This is a genomic window from Bacillus tequilensis KCTC 13622, assembly GCF_000507145.1.
In the GTDB taxonomy this organism is placed as follows: domain Bacteria; phylum Bacillota; class Bacilli; order Bacillales; family Bacillaceae; genus Bacillus; species Bacillus tequilensis.
In genome coordinates, this window is the sequence record NZ_AYTO01000029.1 from 78,708 (window position 1) to 94,360 (window position 15,653).

Here is a 15,653-nt window from a genome sequence, read left to right on the forward strand (position 1 = left end):
TTCCCCCTCACTCTGATTGTGATTTTGTCTGCAACTTAGCTAATTCGTTTCGAGTCAGTTCTTCTAAGTTACCGCCTTTTGTTCGGTAAATCTCCATAGCGTTCTTGGCCGCTAATTCTCGCATTCTTGTTTTAGAGAGAATCTCGGTCTGATCGTTATTTTCTTGAAGTTCGACAGAGGTTACTCTAGCTTCTTCAACAGAACCTGGGAATTCCGATTGAAAAGCTGTAAGTTCTTCTTTTAGCTCATCGACACTTAAAGTTTCAGCGTATTTTTGGTAACGGTCTTTATTAAACGCATTCCCTCGTGCCTTAACTCCAGCCTCAACTACAGAATCAATCAAATCTTTAGTGAATTTATCTGCTAATTCAGATTTAGCCGTTAGTTCGACATTCGTCTGCTCAGTTGCGCTCAATTTTTCTTCTAAAGCCTCAACTTTATCTTCAAATTTAGTGAGTTTGCCCTCAGCCTCTGACAGCTTCACCGATAAATCCTCTTTTTCACTTACAACTTTGTTGTACTCAGCCAGTGAGACAACATCTTTTGACTCGTCCGCCACCGATAATGATTGGTTATTAGTAGGCATTTCTTCACTTCCTTTCAGGTAGTTAATATCCTTACGTTCGGAAGTCGTAGTAAACAACTCCATATTTCCTTTTGACATCCTACACAATATCTGTGAATGTAAAGGGACTGTCTTAATGTCATCTACATTATAGAAAGTAGTTTCATCTTCTTTAACAGACCCTTGTAATCTTTCTGAAAATGTTTGACCCTCCGCAGCAAATTGGCCGTGTGTGATTATCGCTCTATTGACTGCACCTGCATAAACTAGGGAATTCTCTAAACCTTCACCTTTGTTGGCTACAATGTCACAGCGGCGTTGCTCAACTTCCTCCCCCACCTGAACATCGTAAGTTCGTCCAGGCAAATGAGAACATTTTTCGTAATCACGTATGTCATGGTTACAAATTGAACATTTAGGCTCTGTCATAGCAAAACCTATCGAGGTATCGAAGGTATGGCCCACATCTATGTGGTTAACTATATCTTGAGTAGTCATTCCATTGATCTCTGTTCGCAAAGGTACTTTATTTCCTTCTCCGTCTTTCACATGAGTCACTATGTAATGATCGACATACATAGTCTCTACTGGTTCCCCATTAACATGATCAACCGTCACCTCAGCGTCAAAAGTACGTCCGAAAGGTAACCTACCGTTATCATGAGAAGCCAGCAAACCCACACCGGCCTTATAATCCTTCTTTAGGGAGTTGAGCATATTACCATTCATGATAATACTATACTCTCCGAACCATCCGAAGCGCTGTACAGGTAACGTGTCAGCGGACAGACTGCGGAAAACATATACTTGGTCTTCATCTAAAGCAGAATGAGAAAGTTTATTAATTTTCCTCAACTGCTCTTTTGTTGGCATTGGCATTTTAACACCTCCTGGTATTTGTCACCGACCTGACAGAATTATAAGGAATAAATAAAACACTTCTAACAACTGTGCGTACTAGTCGCTAGAAGTGTTGTCACCGCTCTGCGGATCATTTGGTTGCCGCTCATCAGGAGATCCTTTAGGTTCCGATGTAGTGACCCCCAGCATTTCTTTATCAGGATCTGACGCAGCCTTAGTGCCGGTCACTTCAATACTGGCCTCGTCTTGAGTTACCCATCCGTTATCCCGTTTTTTCTGTGCGTTTTGAATCGCTATCTGTTCGAAATTAACCTTCTCCAGCTCTGTGCGGATCTCTGTGTCATTAAACTCAAAGAATACAAATCCCTGCATTCCGTGGATGTTAATAAGCTTTGTCAAAGCACGAGATAGAATAGATTCAATCATAAATTGAACTCGTTTTACTGACTTCATGAAGATTTTAATTTCAAGTTTAGCGTATTGCTCCGTCTGACCCTGGGATCGTCTACCCATCAACGTTGAATACTGCTTCAAGGCACCAAGGATTTGCGTATCAATGACAGCCATTATTTTTTGAGGATCAAGCGTTGCGTTTGCCCCGTCTACCATATCAACTTCAACACTATCAAAATGAACGAATGCAGCGTCAGGGTCTAATTCTTGGTACATGTTGATGATCAAGTCTAATTGCTCATTAAGCCACTGTTGCTTTTTCTTTTCGTTGTTACGGATCTGGATAGGCATTCGTTTTAATAAAACCTCTTCAACGATTTTTATATCATATTTCCCGTAACCTTGATTATGGATGACCATTTTTATGTCTTCCATAACCTGCTGATGAAAAGCTAAAGTCTGTATCACTGATAGAAAGGGGGACGTTCCGTAAGGATCTACCTCAGATTCATCTAAACCTTCATGGAAAAAGGTAGGTATATCTAGCTTTACATTGTTTTGGTACGGAATAAGTCTGCCCTGTTCCACTTTGAAATCAATCGTGTCAGGGTCGACGTTGGCTAAAAACATCACATCTGTAAATTCACTGTCCATTACCATTTCCAAGGAGATTGCCCCTCGAACTAAAGCGGAATCAAACATTTGATCGATAAGCCTATCTAAGCTCCTAGACTTTTCAAAACCATCACTGCTGTAGAAATCCAGCTTTCTTATGAAATTATCAATTAGTTTTTGTCCTGATTCATGTTCCGATCTCCCGTCTAGCTTAGTTACCCTGGCAGTGTATCCTGAGTTACCTATAATTTTAAAGTTCCAAATCGCTTGGGATACGTCAGGGTGATTGTGCTTTAAAATAGACAAAAGACGCTTGGGGGAGTATCTTGTAAAAACGCTCTCGCTTAACTTCGTGTACTTACCGTACCTGTACACGCTCCCCTCATCTAGAGTTTCTGTCTTCCTGCTACCACCAAACGCCTTGTTTGGAGTAGGCCTCTCTGTAGTCGAACTCTCTTGACTAGAACTATATAAATTAGACACAAAGGGAGCGGAAACTACAGTAGCAGCCTTCGAAAAGAAATTTCTTACTCTATTTAAAAATGACAAACTTCTCCACCACCTTTCTTACAAATACCTAGAAGTTTAATACTAATCGGTAAACTACTTGGCAGAGTTCATTATAAGGACGATGACGTACAAATTAACAAGACACGTAAAAGAGACGAGCGAAGCGAAGTCTCGTTGGCGCAGCCAACACTTTTTACGTTTAACCTAGAAAGTCTGTAATATTGTTTATTTAGTATTTATATCTTTTTAATTTTTTATATTTTATTTAATTAATATACTTCGGCCTCAAATTTTGGGTAACTGCAATTAAGTTAAGCTTAAAAAGTAGGTACCAAAAATGTTGTAATCAGCTACTGCTTTTAAATTAAAAAGTAGGTACCAAAAAATTTGTATTCAGTAACTGCTTTAAACTTAAAATGTCTATTTCGCAACTTTTGCTATTTTGTAACGATCATTAATTAGGTAATTCGAGTAGAAGGAGCGATGACTTTGAATTCGGAAAATTTAGAGGTATCTAAGGTTGGGGAATTTTTTTACGAAAGCGAGTGTGGAAAGGTCCGTTCTATAAGGGCAGTAGAGGTTGTCGACGGCTCCGTTTTATTCCTTGCCCACGATATTGCAAAACACGTACTTGGAGTCAGTAACCCATTCAGCTTAACTAGGTCTGTTGACGACAGGAGCAAAGTAGAATTAGTGCTTACTTTTACAGAGGGACAGAACCCACAAAGATATATCCTAGTGGATCTTGAAGGCTTGCGTTGTATGGTTTACAGGGCAAGAAGCAGTGAGGTCAACAGGCTAGATTTTATCAATTGGGTAAAGCAAAAGAGCGTAAATTAATACGCTCTACTTGCTCCAGCTATTGCAGGCATTGAATAATTCGTGTCATCGGCCGGGTCATCAGTCGCACATAGATACACCGCTGTAGCCCGAGCGTCACATGTATCTTTTTCACGATCTTTTTCATGATCTATTTTCGTACCGTTTACTAGTAGGATGTGCTTTAGGTTATCATTAGGATTATCCATTTTATCCTTACCTTCTTCATCCAAATCAAGAAGTTCCAAGTGACCTGTGTAGGCGAGATTTTTCAGCTGGGTGTATATAGCCAGTTGGAACGGATTGGAGAACACCTTATCCTCAGCTTCAACTCCAAACTCCATTAACTTTTGAACCATAGCTCCTGAGTTGAATTTGTCCATGAGTGCTTTTTTTACATATACGATCTCGCAAATGGCTTCAACAACGTCAATAGTATTCTGTACATTTACAGGCAATTTGTTTACCGTGTCTGGTTTCCATTTAATCAGTAAATCCTCTACGGGTTTGTTTCTTGGTTTAAGGACAGACTCCCCACCCTCTATCACTTCATCGTAGATAGTTTCTGCATGGAAAAGGGAAAGTGTGTACATATCCTTATCTATACCGCCATCGAGACCTAAATAGTATGTTTTTGATTGGTCTAACTCCAGCGTTCCCTTAAACAGCTCTACATTGTATCCGACAAAATGACGTTCCTCACCATTATCTAATGTAGTTGTAAGAACAGTTTGTTCTAAGATACATGGATCTCCTTTACCGACTTTGACACAATCGTCAATTCGTTCAGGGTACTGGAAGAAGCCTCCCCGTTGTTTAGGAGGGATACATTCGTAACGCATTCTACTGCCTTCAGGATCTTTTTTATAATCCATCTCTAGGTCTTCTCGTTTAATGTTAGTGTTAATTTCCCAGGAAGCCCCACGTGATGAAATTACCTCTTCAAAATCATCGTCCTGTCCTTGGTCGTACTTATACATCATAAAATCTTCACTGGACCGAGGGAAAGAGATGAACATCAATAGTGCCCTTTTACCGTAACGTGACATGGCAGACGATCTAATAGTGTCATAACAGAACTCCGCTAGCTCCCATTCAAAATCACCCACTTCGTCAAAAATTCCAACGAGGGGGTTGAAACCTTCAAAAGAACCAGCTTCTGAGTGCCCTGAGAAAGCCCGTATTTCATTGTAAAATACGATTGTATCCTTTTTCTCTTGGTATTCGTTATAGGCTAAAGGTTTGCGGTCGACCTTCTTAAACCACTTACACGATTTGAGTCGAGCCTTGAGCTTAGTGAAGAATACATTCTCTGCTTGTTTGGCGTTCTTTGCGAGGTTGATTATATCGATTGGTTCCCCTTGTCCGAAACCAAAGTACGCTTGAGGATTATTCATACAGTTCAGTCTGTAAGGGATATAAGAGACAATCCCTGAGATGATAAAGTCTTTACCTGAGCCTTTGCCCCACATGGCTGCAATTTCTGTGACTTTCTTTAATTTGTCATTCTCCGGCAATTCGTCTTTAGCCAGTATCTTTTCCACGGTATGCAAGAGTTCAGTCTGCTTACCGTCGAACGGTTTTTCTCCTAGAAAATCTATAAAAAACTCTACGAGTCCTACTGGCTTTTCACGCCATAGGCCCATAGAGTTGTTTTCAGACTCGGCCATTGCAATGACGTCATCGAAAAGACCGCTTAGAAAATCACTCATCTGCCACCTACCTCCCCTTCATCTATAATCCCTAGATCAACAAGCAGATTGTCAGCCCCCTCTTCTGTAACTATGTCAGCTACGTCTTCGTAGGTGTAGCCCGCCTTTTCCAACCTACTTTTTTTAACTTGCAGTTCCATCGAAAACCCTGATTCTTCGTCAGCAATTTTAAAGGAATAAATAGGGTCATTAAAGTCCGTATCGCTACCTTTCTTACATCTGACATCCGATGAATAAAAGCAATCCATACAAACAGGTTCGTATACATCTAGATCACCTATTCTGATATCGGTAGTCTTGTCCTGACCTTTGTATCTAGATATCCTAGCTGGTCTCCCACATCTTGTACATTTCCCTTTTAATTTAATGACTTCATCCGACTTAGCCATAACATCCCCAACTAACCCAAACGTAGTTCCCTCGGATGTAAGGTCCAATCCAAAGCAATAAACATCAATCCCCAATAGACAAATAGATACCAGGGAATGTACCAAGTCCGCTTGATCAAAGAATTGAATTTCATCTATGAGGATAGCTTGCTGCATGTCACCTCCATACTCAAAAATCTCTTCAATATTTTGTATTGGTTGGGCTGGTGCCATTTCTCCGTCCCTTGACTCAACACTAAAATTACCTGAACGGATGTCTTTAGTCGGTTTGAAAATTTTGACCTCCATCCCACTCTTTCTCAATCTCCTGTACAAATGAATCAATTTTTTTGTCTTTCCTGAACCCATTACACCTACGGTAGTTACTAGTTTTCCCGCCATACTATAATCCTCCTTTAAGCAATTCACTTACGATGTGGCTATTCTCACGTTTTCCTTTCATTTTAGCTATAAAAGAGGGGAGAGCGTCGGGAGAAACCTCTTTCAAAGTCTTGATCACTTCTACAAGAAATTCTCTAACTACCTCCATGTCATACACTTCTTTATGAATTCCCTCTATCTGCTTCAAGGTCTCTCTCAATTCACTTGAAAGGGCCTTATATCCTTTAGGGTCAGGGAGCATACCTTCTTCTAATGCCATCATCTCCGCAGAGTCGATCATAAAAGTCAACCTCGCAGCCATGTCTTTTAGCGTACCTAGCATGTCAAATTCAGCACTTTCCATAACCATTTTTCTCATATGTTGGCGATTAGCTAAAAGAATCTCTTTTCTTACCTCCGGGTAATTCTTTGCAAAATCTGAAACGTTTTGGACGGAGATGAGGTCGCTCTCAGGCACATCGCCAATAGTATTTAATTCTTCTGCAACAGCCTTATAACTCATTTTCGGAGTAACTGTTAGAAGGTTGATCGCATGGGTCACTAGACCATACTTTTCAATTTTACTTTGCGCTCCACGTTTTCTTAGCTCTCCCATCAATCCTCACCTTCTTCTTCCATAAGTTCTTCGACCAGCTTATCAAAAAGAGCATTAACATTTCCTTTTGTATATTTTTCTGCAAGCTGTTCTACAAACTGTTTCTTTGTTGCAGTTGTTCGGATATAGAGTCTTTCATCCTTAGTTCCCACTGCCACCAAAACCCCCTATCTAGATTACTTTAATGATTATTCACAATCAATATAAGAAAATTGTGCGTCTTTTTAACTTTTGTACGTCACTGCCGCAACTTTGGCCAGGCATACATCGATAACTAGGTTGTGGGAGGTGATTAGTTTGAACTTAGGGTTAGAGTTAGTGGTCTTGTTACTTATAGCATTGGCCGTTCGGGCTTTCCTTTTCGAAATTAAATTTCAATATACTCGGAATTTACTTCGTGAGAGTCATGAGTTATTTGAGATTTTCTTGGATTGCCCATTCTGTAACGGCTTTTGGACAGGGTTATTCGGATACCTGATCGTATTTGGTTTTGACTTAACACTTGTCCCATTTGCTATCCTTGTAGGTTCTTCGGCATATTACCTGAACCTTTTCACAAAAAATCTGAAATAATTGGGTAAAAGAAATGCAGGGTGGTATACCAATAAATACAACCTATCTAAAGGTTGTTAGTGGTGTTCACCCTTGACTAAGGCTCTGCTATCGCTTGCGGTTCGAATCCGTTAAAGTGCACGGGGTACGGCGATAGATATTCCCTCAGTCCTTCGGTTCGATTCCGAAAGCACCGTTAACGGTTTATCTGAGGTGCCCTTGGAGGGGAGTCTGAGTGAGGGGTGTAACTCTCAAAAAGTTCTCCTATATTTTCGAGTGCACTAGGGGTTTACTCCTTTCACCCTAGTGCACTGTTTCCTGGTTAGTCAACGGTGTAAAGCAGGGGTGACGGTTCAATTCCGTTTAAAGTGTGGTTCGCTTCCCTGCCAAGTGGTTCGACTCCACATCTAACCACCATTTCCCTTCTCAAGGGGCTGTCTGCCCCTCCTTTCAATAAACAAAGAAAATGCTCTATTACAGTGTTGCTCGCAGCTACTGTAATAGAGCATTTTTATTTACCGCAACAAACAGCCAACACGTAACGATCAATACAACGTATAAGACAAGTTGCAGTTAATTTGTTAATATTACGTGTTGCTTTCTTATAATATTGGTACTTAAATTTCAAAGGGGGCATTAAGTTGACGCAAGATAAAGTACCTAGTTGGATTAGATCCAACAACGAGATTATGGTCAAGAAGGATGGACGGTTCCAATTCGACAAAGATGAAGAATCTGTGAGAAGCTATTTCGTAGATCACGTAAACCAAGAAACTGTTTTCTTCCACGATCTAAAAGAGAAGCTCGACTTTTTAGTGGAAAACGATTACTACGAGGAAAGCATACTTTCAATGTATACGCAGGATGAGTTGGTTGATATCTACAACCTAGCCTATGAAAAGAAGTTTCGCTTCCCCTCTTTTATGAGTGCGTTCAAATTCTATAACGACTATGCTCTCAAGACTAATGACAAAAAGAAAATTTTAGAACGTTATGAGGACCGTGTCGTAATTGTCTCACTATTTTTTGCAGACGGTGACGCTGAAAAAGCAAAAGACTATGTCCGCTTAATGATCAACCAAGAATATCAACCTGCAACACCTACATTCCTCAATACCGGAAGAACAAGACGTGGTGAACTAGTCAGTTGCTTTTTATTAGAGGTTGGAGATTCACTTAACGATATCTCAAAAGCAATTGAAACAGCAATGCAACTGTCTAAGTTAGGTGGAGGTGTTTCCCTCAACCTATCGAAAGTAAGGGCAAAAGGTGAAGCAATTAAAGATGTGGAGAATGCGACAAAAGGCGTCGTCGGGGTAATGAAGCTTCTAGATAATGCCTTTAGGTATGCAGATCAGATGGGGCAACGTCAAGGTTCGGGTGCCGCTTACCTAAACATCTTCCATAGAGATATTAACGATTTCCTTGATACTAAGAAAATATCGGCCGATGAGGATGTACGTGTTAAGACTCTTTCCATTGGAGTTGTCATTCCAGACAAGTTCGTTGAATTGGCGAGAGAAGATAAAGAAACGTACGTATTCTATCCCCACACAGTCTATAAAGAGTATGGTCAACATATGGACGAGATGGACATGAGCGAGATGTACGAAAAACTTGTTGAAAACCCTAAGGTCAAAAAAGAGAAAATCAACCCTCGTAAATTATTAGAGAAACTTGCCATGCTTAGATATGAGTCGGGCTACCCTTACATCATGTTCCAAGATAATGTGAACAGAGAACACGCTAATAACCATATTTCTAAGGTCAAGTTTTCAAACCTGTGCTCGGAAGTATTACAAGCGTCCAATGTTTCTACTTACACGGACTACGACGAAGAAGACGAGATTGGTTTAGATATTTCTTGCAATTTAGGGTCGCTGAATATCCTCAACGTAATGGAGAGAAAGTCGATTAAATCAGCGGTAAGGTTAGCTACAGACGCACTAACAAAAGTAGCAACTTCTACAGACATCCGAAATGCACCAGCAGTCAGACGTGCAAATAAACTTATGAAATCTATCGGATTAGGGGCAATGAATCTTCACGGCTACCTGGCTAAAAACGGTATCCCTTATGAGAGTGAAGAAGCCAGGGACTTTGCCAATACCTTCTTCATGATGGTTAACTTCTACTCTATCCAAAGATCTTCCGAGATTGCAAGGGACGAAGGTGAGACCTACCATGGTTATGAGGGTTCGACCTACGCAACGGGCGAATACTTTAATAAATATCTTGAAAATGATTTCACTCCGAAGTCAGACAAGGTCAAAAAATTATTCGGCGGTATGGAAATTCCTACGAAGGGTGATTGGAAAGAGTTGAAGGATTTCGTCAGCCAGCACGGGATGTACCATAGCTATCGCCTATGTATTGCCCCTACCGGTTCAATCTCTTACGTACAATCTGCAACAGCTTCGGTTATGCCTATCATGGAGCGTATCGAAGAAAGAACTTACGGTAATTCAAAAACTTATTATCCAATGCCGGGACTGTCACCTAGCAACTGGTTCTTATATAAAGAAGCCTATGACATGGATATGTTTAAAGTGGTGGACATGATTGCCACTATCCAGCAGCATGTCGATCAGGGCATTAGCCTAACACTTTTCTTAAAAGATACGATGACAACACGTGACCTCAACAAAATTGACCTATACGCCCACCATAAGGGTATCAAGACAATTTACTATGCGCGGACAAAGGACACAACGCAAGAGGGGTGCTTATCATGCGTAGTTTAAGTGATATGGCATTTAAGACGTGCGGTCGGGATTTAGATTATAACCCGACGTACGTAATCATCAGCGAAAAAGGAACGTACTGCGATATCGCATGCGAAAATATAGAAGATATGGAGGACGAATAATTGACGAAGGCTAACGCAATCTACACGGCGGCTGATTGGTCTCGACACGAAGACGACTTTACCCAAATGTTCTATAACCAAAACGTAAAGCAATTTTGGTTGCCCGAAGAAATATCTTTAACCGGAGATCTGCTTACATGGAAATACCTCGGAAAGAATGAGCAGGACACCTACATGAAGGTATTAGCTGGACTCACTCTTTTAGATACAGAACAAGGTAATACAGGTATGCCACTAATCCAGGAGAACGTCGACGGACATCAACGTAAAGCTGTCCTGAATTTCATGGCTATGATGGAAAATGCAGTCCATGCTAAGTCTTACTCCAATATCTTCATGACTTTAGCGACAACCGAAGAAATTAATGATGTTTTCGAGTGGGTTAAAGATAACAAGTATTTGCAGAAAAAGGCTGAAATAATTGTGGGGATTTATACCAACATAAGGAAAGGTGATGAACTCTCCCTTTACAAAGCAATGGTTGCTTCCACCTATCTGGAAAGTTTCTTGTTCTATAGTGGATTTTACTATCCACTTTACTTCTATGGTCAGGGACGTCTCATGCAAGCGGGCGAGATCATAAACTTGATTATTCGGGATGAGGCCATCCACGGAGTATATGTAGGGCTTCTCGCTCAAGAGATATACAACAAGCAGGATGAAGAGACAAAAAAGGAACTAAATAAGTTTGCAAAAGATCTTCTGCTAACTCTTTATGAAAACGAATTAGAGTATACTGAGGATGTTTACGACAAGGTCGGCCTAACAAGTGACGTAAAGAAGTTTATCCGCTATAACGCAAATAAGGCTCTAATGAATTTAGGCTTTGACCCATACTTCGAAGAGGAGGAGATTAACCCAATTGTCCTCAACGGATTAAACACAAAAACCAAATCCCATGATTTCTTTTCAATGAAGGGTAACGGTTATAAGAAAGCAACAGTAGAGCCAGTTAAAGATGAAGATTTCTATTTCATTGACAAAAAAGAGCAGATTTAATTTCTGCTCTTTTTTCTTTTCGCAACTAACATACAAGGTAGTACGATCATTATTGTGTAAACCGAAACTAAGATTTGGAGTGAATAAAATGGTATTTTTCTCAAGTAGGCACCGGGTAAGTAAGCTATCATTTATATCAAAGTTATGGATGACTCCTGTTGCTTATACATTAAAGTTCTTAGCTGGAGGAGTCATGCATATGGCTGACAAATTTGATGAGAAGGTAACTTTAGCTATTGTCTCAAACACAACATTCAAGGGGGATATTTAATGAGCATGAACCGTAGTGAAGAAGATCTCTACATTTCGCAGATGGAGAGCTGGCTAACAGAGCAAGAAATGTTAGAAAAACAATTAGAGAGAGCGGTCACATACCATCAGGATCTATCTGACAACCATAAAAAAATTTCCGAACTAAATGAAATCCAGCTGAAAGCCCACATAGAGAGGATTGAAATAGCAAAGAACGAGTATTCGGAATGGCTAAAAGAGCATGGGAGTGATAAGAAATGAAAGTCGGATTGATCCACCATACGGAAGATTATCACAAGTTAGTTGAGATGGCGGCCCGAGAATGTTACCAGTCATATCACAAACTTGGTGAGGAATCTCATACTTTTATTAAAGGTATAATGGCAGCTGGCCACATATCAATCGCCAGCACAGGGAACATCGTATTCGGTATAGCTGGATTTACAGGTGTAGAAGAGTATATGAATGCTATGTCGGACCTCATGACCATGAAGGAAATTAATAACTACATCCGTTGGACTTCCCCCGATCCTAAGAAAAACCCCGATAGTAAGATTGGCGTAATCGTCTCAATGAACATGCTTACTTTCCTGGACATTAATAATCAGGCCAATGACTATGAACTAAACACTAACCTGTTTGAGTTATTCAAAAGACTTGTGAACCGTGTACCTGAAATGGGTTGGTTCATCAATGATAAGACAAAACTTGAACCTAAAGAAAATCAGTTCACTGCAAAAGGTGAGCCTCAGCTTTACAAACCTATCATCCTTACAGAAGATTATACAGCATTAAAAGAAAAAGGTCTCACAGATTATGAGCTAGACGTACACGCTACTGTGACGATGAACTTGAAGGTCGATAGAGCAACCGGCCTACAGATTTGGCGTCATGCAGATATGGCCGGAGGGACTGAACTATCTCAACGTTATGTCGACCGTACAAATGCAGAATACCGCAAAATGTTGGGATTCGGAAAAGGAATTTATCCTGAGAACCTGAAAGAAAAATTCACTGCTGCTACAGGACAATCAGATCGACTAGCTCAATTTGCTTATGACAATTTAGTGGAAGAAGTGTACTCAAACATCGAAGGGTCTATTTCCGATTATGCTGAATTGAGGGATAGACTTGTAAGTTTCGGTGTTCGTAAAAGCCGAGCAAAAGAGATAGCTCGTTCTATGTTACCTAACGCTATGACTACCAAAATAATCAACTGCCGGCCATTACGTCAATGGAAACACTTCCTAAACCTAAGAGACACTAACCATGCACAGAAAGAAATAAGAGCGGACGCTCAGGCAATAAAAATAGCATTCGAGGAAGCCGGTATAGCGTACAATTAAACCTAAAAAGCACCCATGACGGGTGCCAAGTTGCCCCTGTAAGGGGCAATTAATTTTTCATTGTTTTGTGGAAGGTTATTCCCTGTTCCTCAGTATACTGATGATTTCATTATTTTGATCAATCTTCTTAAAAGAATTTCTCCTAATCGTCATTAAATATTTCACTACCCACCAAACAACGCTAATCCCTATAAACAAAAAGATAAAAGGTATAATAGTTGTGACCCAAGTCAGAAACATTTCCACTTTAGTTCCCCCTTTTTATAAATCGCTAATGCCCGCCAATAAACCTATAAGACTCAAAACAATTGTTATAGCAAGGAAAGCCCAGACTAACGCAGCGAATGGCGTATTGATTCCCATACCTTCTTTCCATTTGGATATTCGACTTGTTCTGAACTTTCCTAGTTGAATACATAAGATTACATTTAATACTACTGATATTACAAGGGCTGTTGCTAAATACAAGTTCAAACCCATCAACCTTTCTTTTTAAGCTTTCCCCTAGTGTAACCTATAAGCTGTTGTAGATTTCAAGTGTCATTGTACATATTTTTTTGTAGGGATAAATATAGTAATGTATGTATTTATTTGTATATTTGTGTTAATATGGTATTGTTTCGAAAAAGTTTGATAGGAGGAGTAGCATGAAAAAGTTTGTGACAGTCGTTATTGCCACGGTGTTAGCTCTCGTTTTGTCAACAACATTTGAAAACACATCAAAGGCTGCGGAAATGCCGCAGCAACCGGTTTTACCTGAGAAAGAAGTCGCATTTGATATGGATTCGACGAAACCTCAGGAGCAAAAAATTTATGACGATAATGGAAAGTATGTTGGAACTATGGGGATTATTCCAGAAAAAACTGAGGATGAATTCAGCACTATGGGTACATACCCTGTCCCAGTTGGTACAACAACCTTTAAAATCTACTGGAATACTGGAGTAGTAAACCTAAGCTACCGTATCAAAGTCAATAGACCAAAACCAAAGAAAGTAATTTCCTACAGTAAAATCACAAAGGCGTGGGATGAATGGCATTTCGTAGCGCCGCCATTTACTGTTCAAGATGACGAATTGAAGATTACGAGGGCGCAAGAAACTTCGAAAGCGTCGGCTTCTGCACGATATAGACTGAAATATGGTGTGCTCGGTCAAGGTTCTATTCACTATGATTTGAAATCAAGAGTAAGTAAGCATTATTTGTATACCTCTGTTTCTAGTTTCGGATAAAAAATAAAGGGCCTTACATAGGCCCTCAGCACCCTTCGTGGGTGCTTTTTTATTTAAGTACGTAATAATCAATCTGTTCTTTTAATTCGTTCTCACCTACAGCAGAGAAATAAATAGGCTCGATGGCGTTATTGGGGATGAATTCACAAATAAAGGCCGGAAGGTCTCCTTCCCCTGGCTCATGTAAATCAATATTGAAAATCCCTTGGTCTAGACTGAATGTCAGACCCTTAAAGTCAGATTTATCCCCTATCATCCCATCAATAAGGGTAAAAAGGTTATCGAAATTCATTTTTTAATTCCTCCTAACAACAATGTGCCTACATTATAAGGACAAAGCAGCAAGGAATAACGGCAATAAAAAAGAGAGGTATTATCACCTCTCCAGTTGTATCCAGTGCATATCTGTATTAAATTTAGCATTCCATTTATTTTCATAACCTTCTTGAAAGAATACAGTCTTTATTCCCGCCTGGGCGAGAGATCTAGTACAGTGTTCACATGGCTCATGGGTAACATAGGCACAAGCACCCTCAGTTACAACACCTCTCCTGGCACAATCCAGGATGGCATTTTGTTCGGCATGGACCGTCCTTATACATCTCCCTTCATCGTTAAGGAGATGACCCACTTCATCGCAATGCGGGTGGCCGCTAATGCTGCCATTAAAACCGGTGGAAATTACCCTCTTATCTTTTACCAACACACAGCCGACATGTAGTCTATCGCAGGTAGCCATGGTGCTCGCCTGGATCGCTAAGTCCATAAAGTATTTATTCCAATCCCTCAATTCAGTAAACCTCCCCGAATGTATGTAAAACACGCCTTGCCGAAAAATTTTTTCTCTGCTAATCAGCAAGGCGCTACCTAATCAAAACCTAATTACAACTCCCGGGGACATGACATAATATATTTCCAACTAGTGGTGTTAATCGCACCTTCCTCATTGATTTTCACAACCACTTTAGTAGGGTTATACGCCGGGTCGTAATAAAAAATCAGGTCCCCTTTATTAGAGACTTTACCTTTTGTCGAAGCTATTGGAGTGTCCTCTTTTCCGCTCCAATAAATAGACATCGAGTCAGGTTGATCATAAAAGTCGTAAGTTACTACCACAGTACCTACTTGATTAGGTAATGTGTGGTAAATAACTTGACTACTATCACCTAACCCATCGATAGTGTTGTTCGAAACTAGTAAATTGCAGCCGAACGGAGCTGCGGGAGTCCCTTCACCGCTAGGTACAGGTTGCACACCGTCTAAAACATGCATATCGCTGATATCTGCCTCAATTGCACAAAATAATGATCCATCGTCATAAAAGAACATAATCAAGTAGTCTTTAGCACTTTTAGGGTCTACAGATAAACCTGAATACCTCTCGTCTGGTGGATAAATTATCCCAGTTAGTGAGGAATAAACTCCATTTAGGGGTTTAGCTTTCTTTCCGATGTTAGGGTCAGGATGAGGACCAGGTAGCGGAGCAGCTTCAACACTTATGCGACTAATGGTCTCCTCAGTCAATGCTGGCATAGTCATAAACAATTCACCTCCTGACTGTCT

General features: G+C 40.3%; 16 protein-coding genes. 7 read left to right on the plus strand and 9 right to left on the minus strand.

What is annotated here, in order from left to right; genetic code table 11:
• Positions 1-7: 7 nt before the first annotated feature.
• Both V756_RS0108895 and V756_RS0108900 read right to left on the minus strand, forming a co-directional pair.
• Positions 8-1,444: a synaptonemal complex protein 1 gene (locus V756_RS0108895; RefSeq protein ID WP_024714360.1), complete on the minus strand. Its 1,437-nt coding sequence runs from the start codon at positions 1,442-1,444 to the stop codon at positions 8-10.
• 78 nt (positions 1,445-1,522) lie between these two features.
• Positions 1,523-2,983 carry a hypothetical protein gene (locus V756_RS0108900; protein ID WP_024714361.1) on the minus strand — a complete coding sequence of 487 codons (1,461 nt, stop codon included), beginning with the start codon at positions 2,981-2,983 and terminating at the stop codon, positions 1,523-1,525.
• Positions 2,984-3,433: 450 nt separating this feature from the next.
• On the opposite strand from V756_RS0108900, the gene V756_RS0108905 reads away from it, so the two are divergent.
• A complete protein-coding gene (locus tag V756_RS0108905) occupies positions 3,434-3,784 on the plus strand; it encodes a BRO-N domain-containing protein (RefSeq protein ID WP_050585652.1) in 351 nt (116 codons plus the stop codon).
• Here the strand turns inward: V756_RS0108905 and V756_RS0108910 are convergent.
• Genes V756_RS0108910 through V756_RS1000000123845 form a run of 4 tightly spaced genes read right to left on the minus strand, consistent with a single transcriptional unit; the run spans position 3,781 to position 6,992 of the window.
• On the minus strand, positions 3,781-5,475 hold the full coding sequence (locus V756_RS0108910; RefSeq protein ID WP_024714363.1) for a terminase large subunit domain-containing protein: 1,695 nt from the start codon (positions 5,473-5,475) through the stop codon (positions 3,781-3,783). The genes V756_RS0108905 and V756_RS0108910 overlap by 4 nt on opposite strands.
• Positions 5,472-6,245 (minus strand): thymidine kinase, encoded by a 774-nt coding sequence (locus tag V756_RS1000000123060; RefSeq protein WP_024714364.1) that lies wholly within the window; start codon positions 6,243-6,245, stop codon positions 5,472-5,474. The genes V756_RS0108910 and V756_RS1000000123060 overlap by 4 nt, the downstream gene beginning before the upstream one ends.
• A 1-nt stretch (position 6,246) precedes the next feature.
• The gene (locus V756_RS0108920; RefSeq protein WP_024714365.1) at positions 6,247-6,840 is read right to left on the minus strand and encodes a hypothetical protein; all 594 of its coding nucleotides are present in this window, start codon (positions 6,838-6,840) and stop codon (positions 6,247-6,249) included.
• Positions 6,840-6,992 carry a hypothetical protein gene (locus V756_RS1000000123845; RefSeq protein ID WP_155906199.1) on the minus strand — a complete coding sequence of 51 codons (153 nt, stop codon included), beginning with the start codon at positions 6,990-6,992 and terminating at the stop codon, positions 6,840-6,842. The genes V756_RS0108920 and V756_RS1000000123845 overlap by 1 nt, the downstream gene beginning before the upstream one ends.
• A gap of 1,041 nt (positions 6,993-8,033) precedes the next feature.
• Here V756_RS1000000123845 and nrdE point away from each other — a divergent pair.
• The 6 genes from nrdE (at position 8,034) to V756_RS0108975 (ending at position 14,090) form a co-directional block, all read left to right on the plus strand.
• On the plus strand, positions 8,034-10,136 hold the full coding sequence (nrdE, locus tag V756_RS0108935) for a class 1b ribonucleoside-diphosphate reductase subunit alpha (protein WP_024714366.1): 2,103 nt from the start codon (positions 8,034-8,036) through the stop codon (positions 10,134-10,136).
• Positions 10,124-10,261, plus strand: a complete 138-nt coding sequence (locus V756_RS1000000123850) for a hypothetical protein (protein ID WP_155906202.1) — start codon at positions 10,124-10,126, stop codon at positions 10,259-10,261. The genes nrdE and V756_RS1000000123850 overlap by 13 nt, the downstream gene beginning before the upstream one ends.
• A gap of 18 nt (positions 10,262-10,279) precedes the next feature.
• Complete coding sequence (gene nrdF, locus V756_RS0108945) at positions 10,280-11,260, plus strand: class 1b ribonucleoside-diphosphate reductase subunit beta (RefSeq protein ID WP_370444922.1); 981 nt, start codon at positions 10,280-10,282, stop codon at positions 11,258-11,260.
• Positions 11,261-11,530: 270 nt separating this feature from the next.
• The gene (locus tag V756_RS0108955; RefSeq protein ID WP_024714369.1) at positions 11,531-11,773 is read left to right on the plus strand and encodes a hypothetical protein; all 243 of its coding nucleotides are present in this window, start codon (positions 11,531-11,533) and stop codon (positions 11,771-11,773) included.
• Positions 11,770-12,858 carry an FAD-dependent thymidylate synthase gene (locus V756_RS0108960; protein WP_024714370.1) on the plus strand — a complete coding sequence of 363 codons (1,089 nt, stop codon included), beginning with the start codon at positions 11,770-11,772 and terminating at the stop codon, positions 12,856-12,858. Before V756_RS0108955 ends, V756_RS0108960 begins: the two co-directional genes overlap by 4 nt.
• Positions 12,859-13,505: 647 nt before the next feature.
• Complete coding sequence (locus V756_RS0108975; protein ID WP_024714372.1) at positions 13,506-14,090, plus strand: DUF5626 family protein; 585 nt, start codon at positions 13,506-13,508, stop codon at positions 14,088-14,090.
• Positions 14,091-14,139: 49 nt separating this feature from the next.
• On the opposite strand, the gene V756_RS0108980 is transcribed toward V756_RS0108975, so the two are convergent.
• The 3 genes from V756_RS0108980 to V756_RS0108990 all read right to left on the minus strand — a co-directional run bounded on the left by V756_RS0108980 (position 14,140) and on the right by V756_RS0108990 (position 15,629).
• Positions 14,140-14,382, minus strand: a complete 243-nt coding sequence (locus V756_RS0108980; RefSeq protein WP_024714373.1) for a hypothetical protein — start codon at positions 14,380-14,382, stop codon at positions 14,140-14,142.
• Positions 14,383-14,466: 84 nt separating this feature from the next.
• The gene (locus V756_RS0108985) at positions 14,467-14,880 is read right to left on the minus strand and encodes a deoxycytidylate deaminase (protein ID WP_024714374.1); all 414 of its coding nucleotides are present in this window, start codon (positions 14,878-14,880) and stop codon (positions 14,467-14,469) included.
• 92 nt (positions 14,881-14,972) lie between these two features.
• On the minus strand, positions 14,973-15,629 hold the full coding sequence (locus tag V756_RS0108990; protein WP_024714375.1) for a hypothetical protein: 657 nt from the start codon (positions 15,627-15,629) through the stop codon (positions 14,973-14,975).
• Positions 15,630-15,653 lie beyond the last annotated feature (24 nt).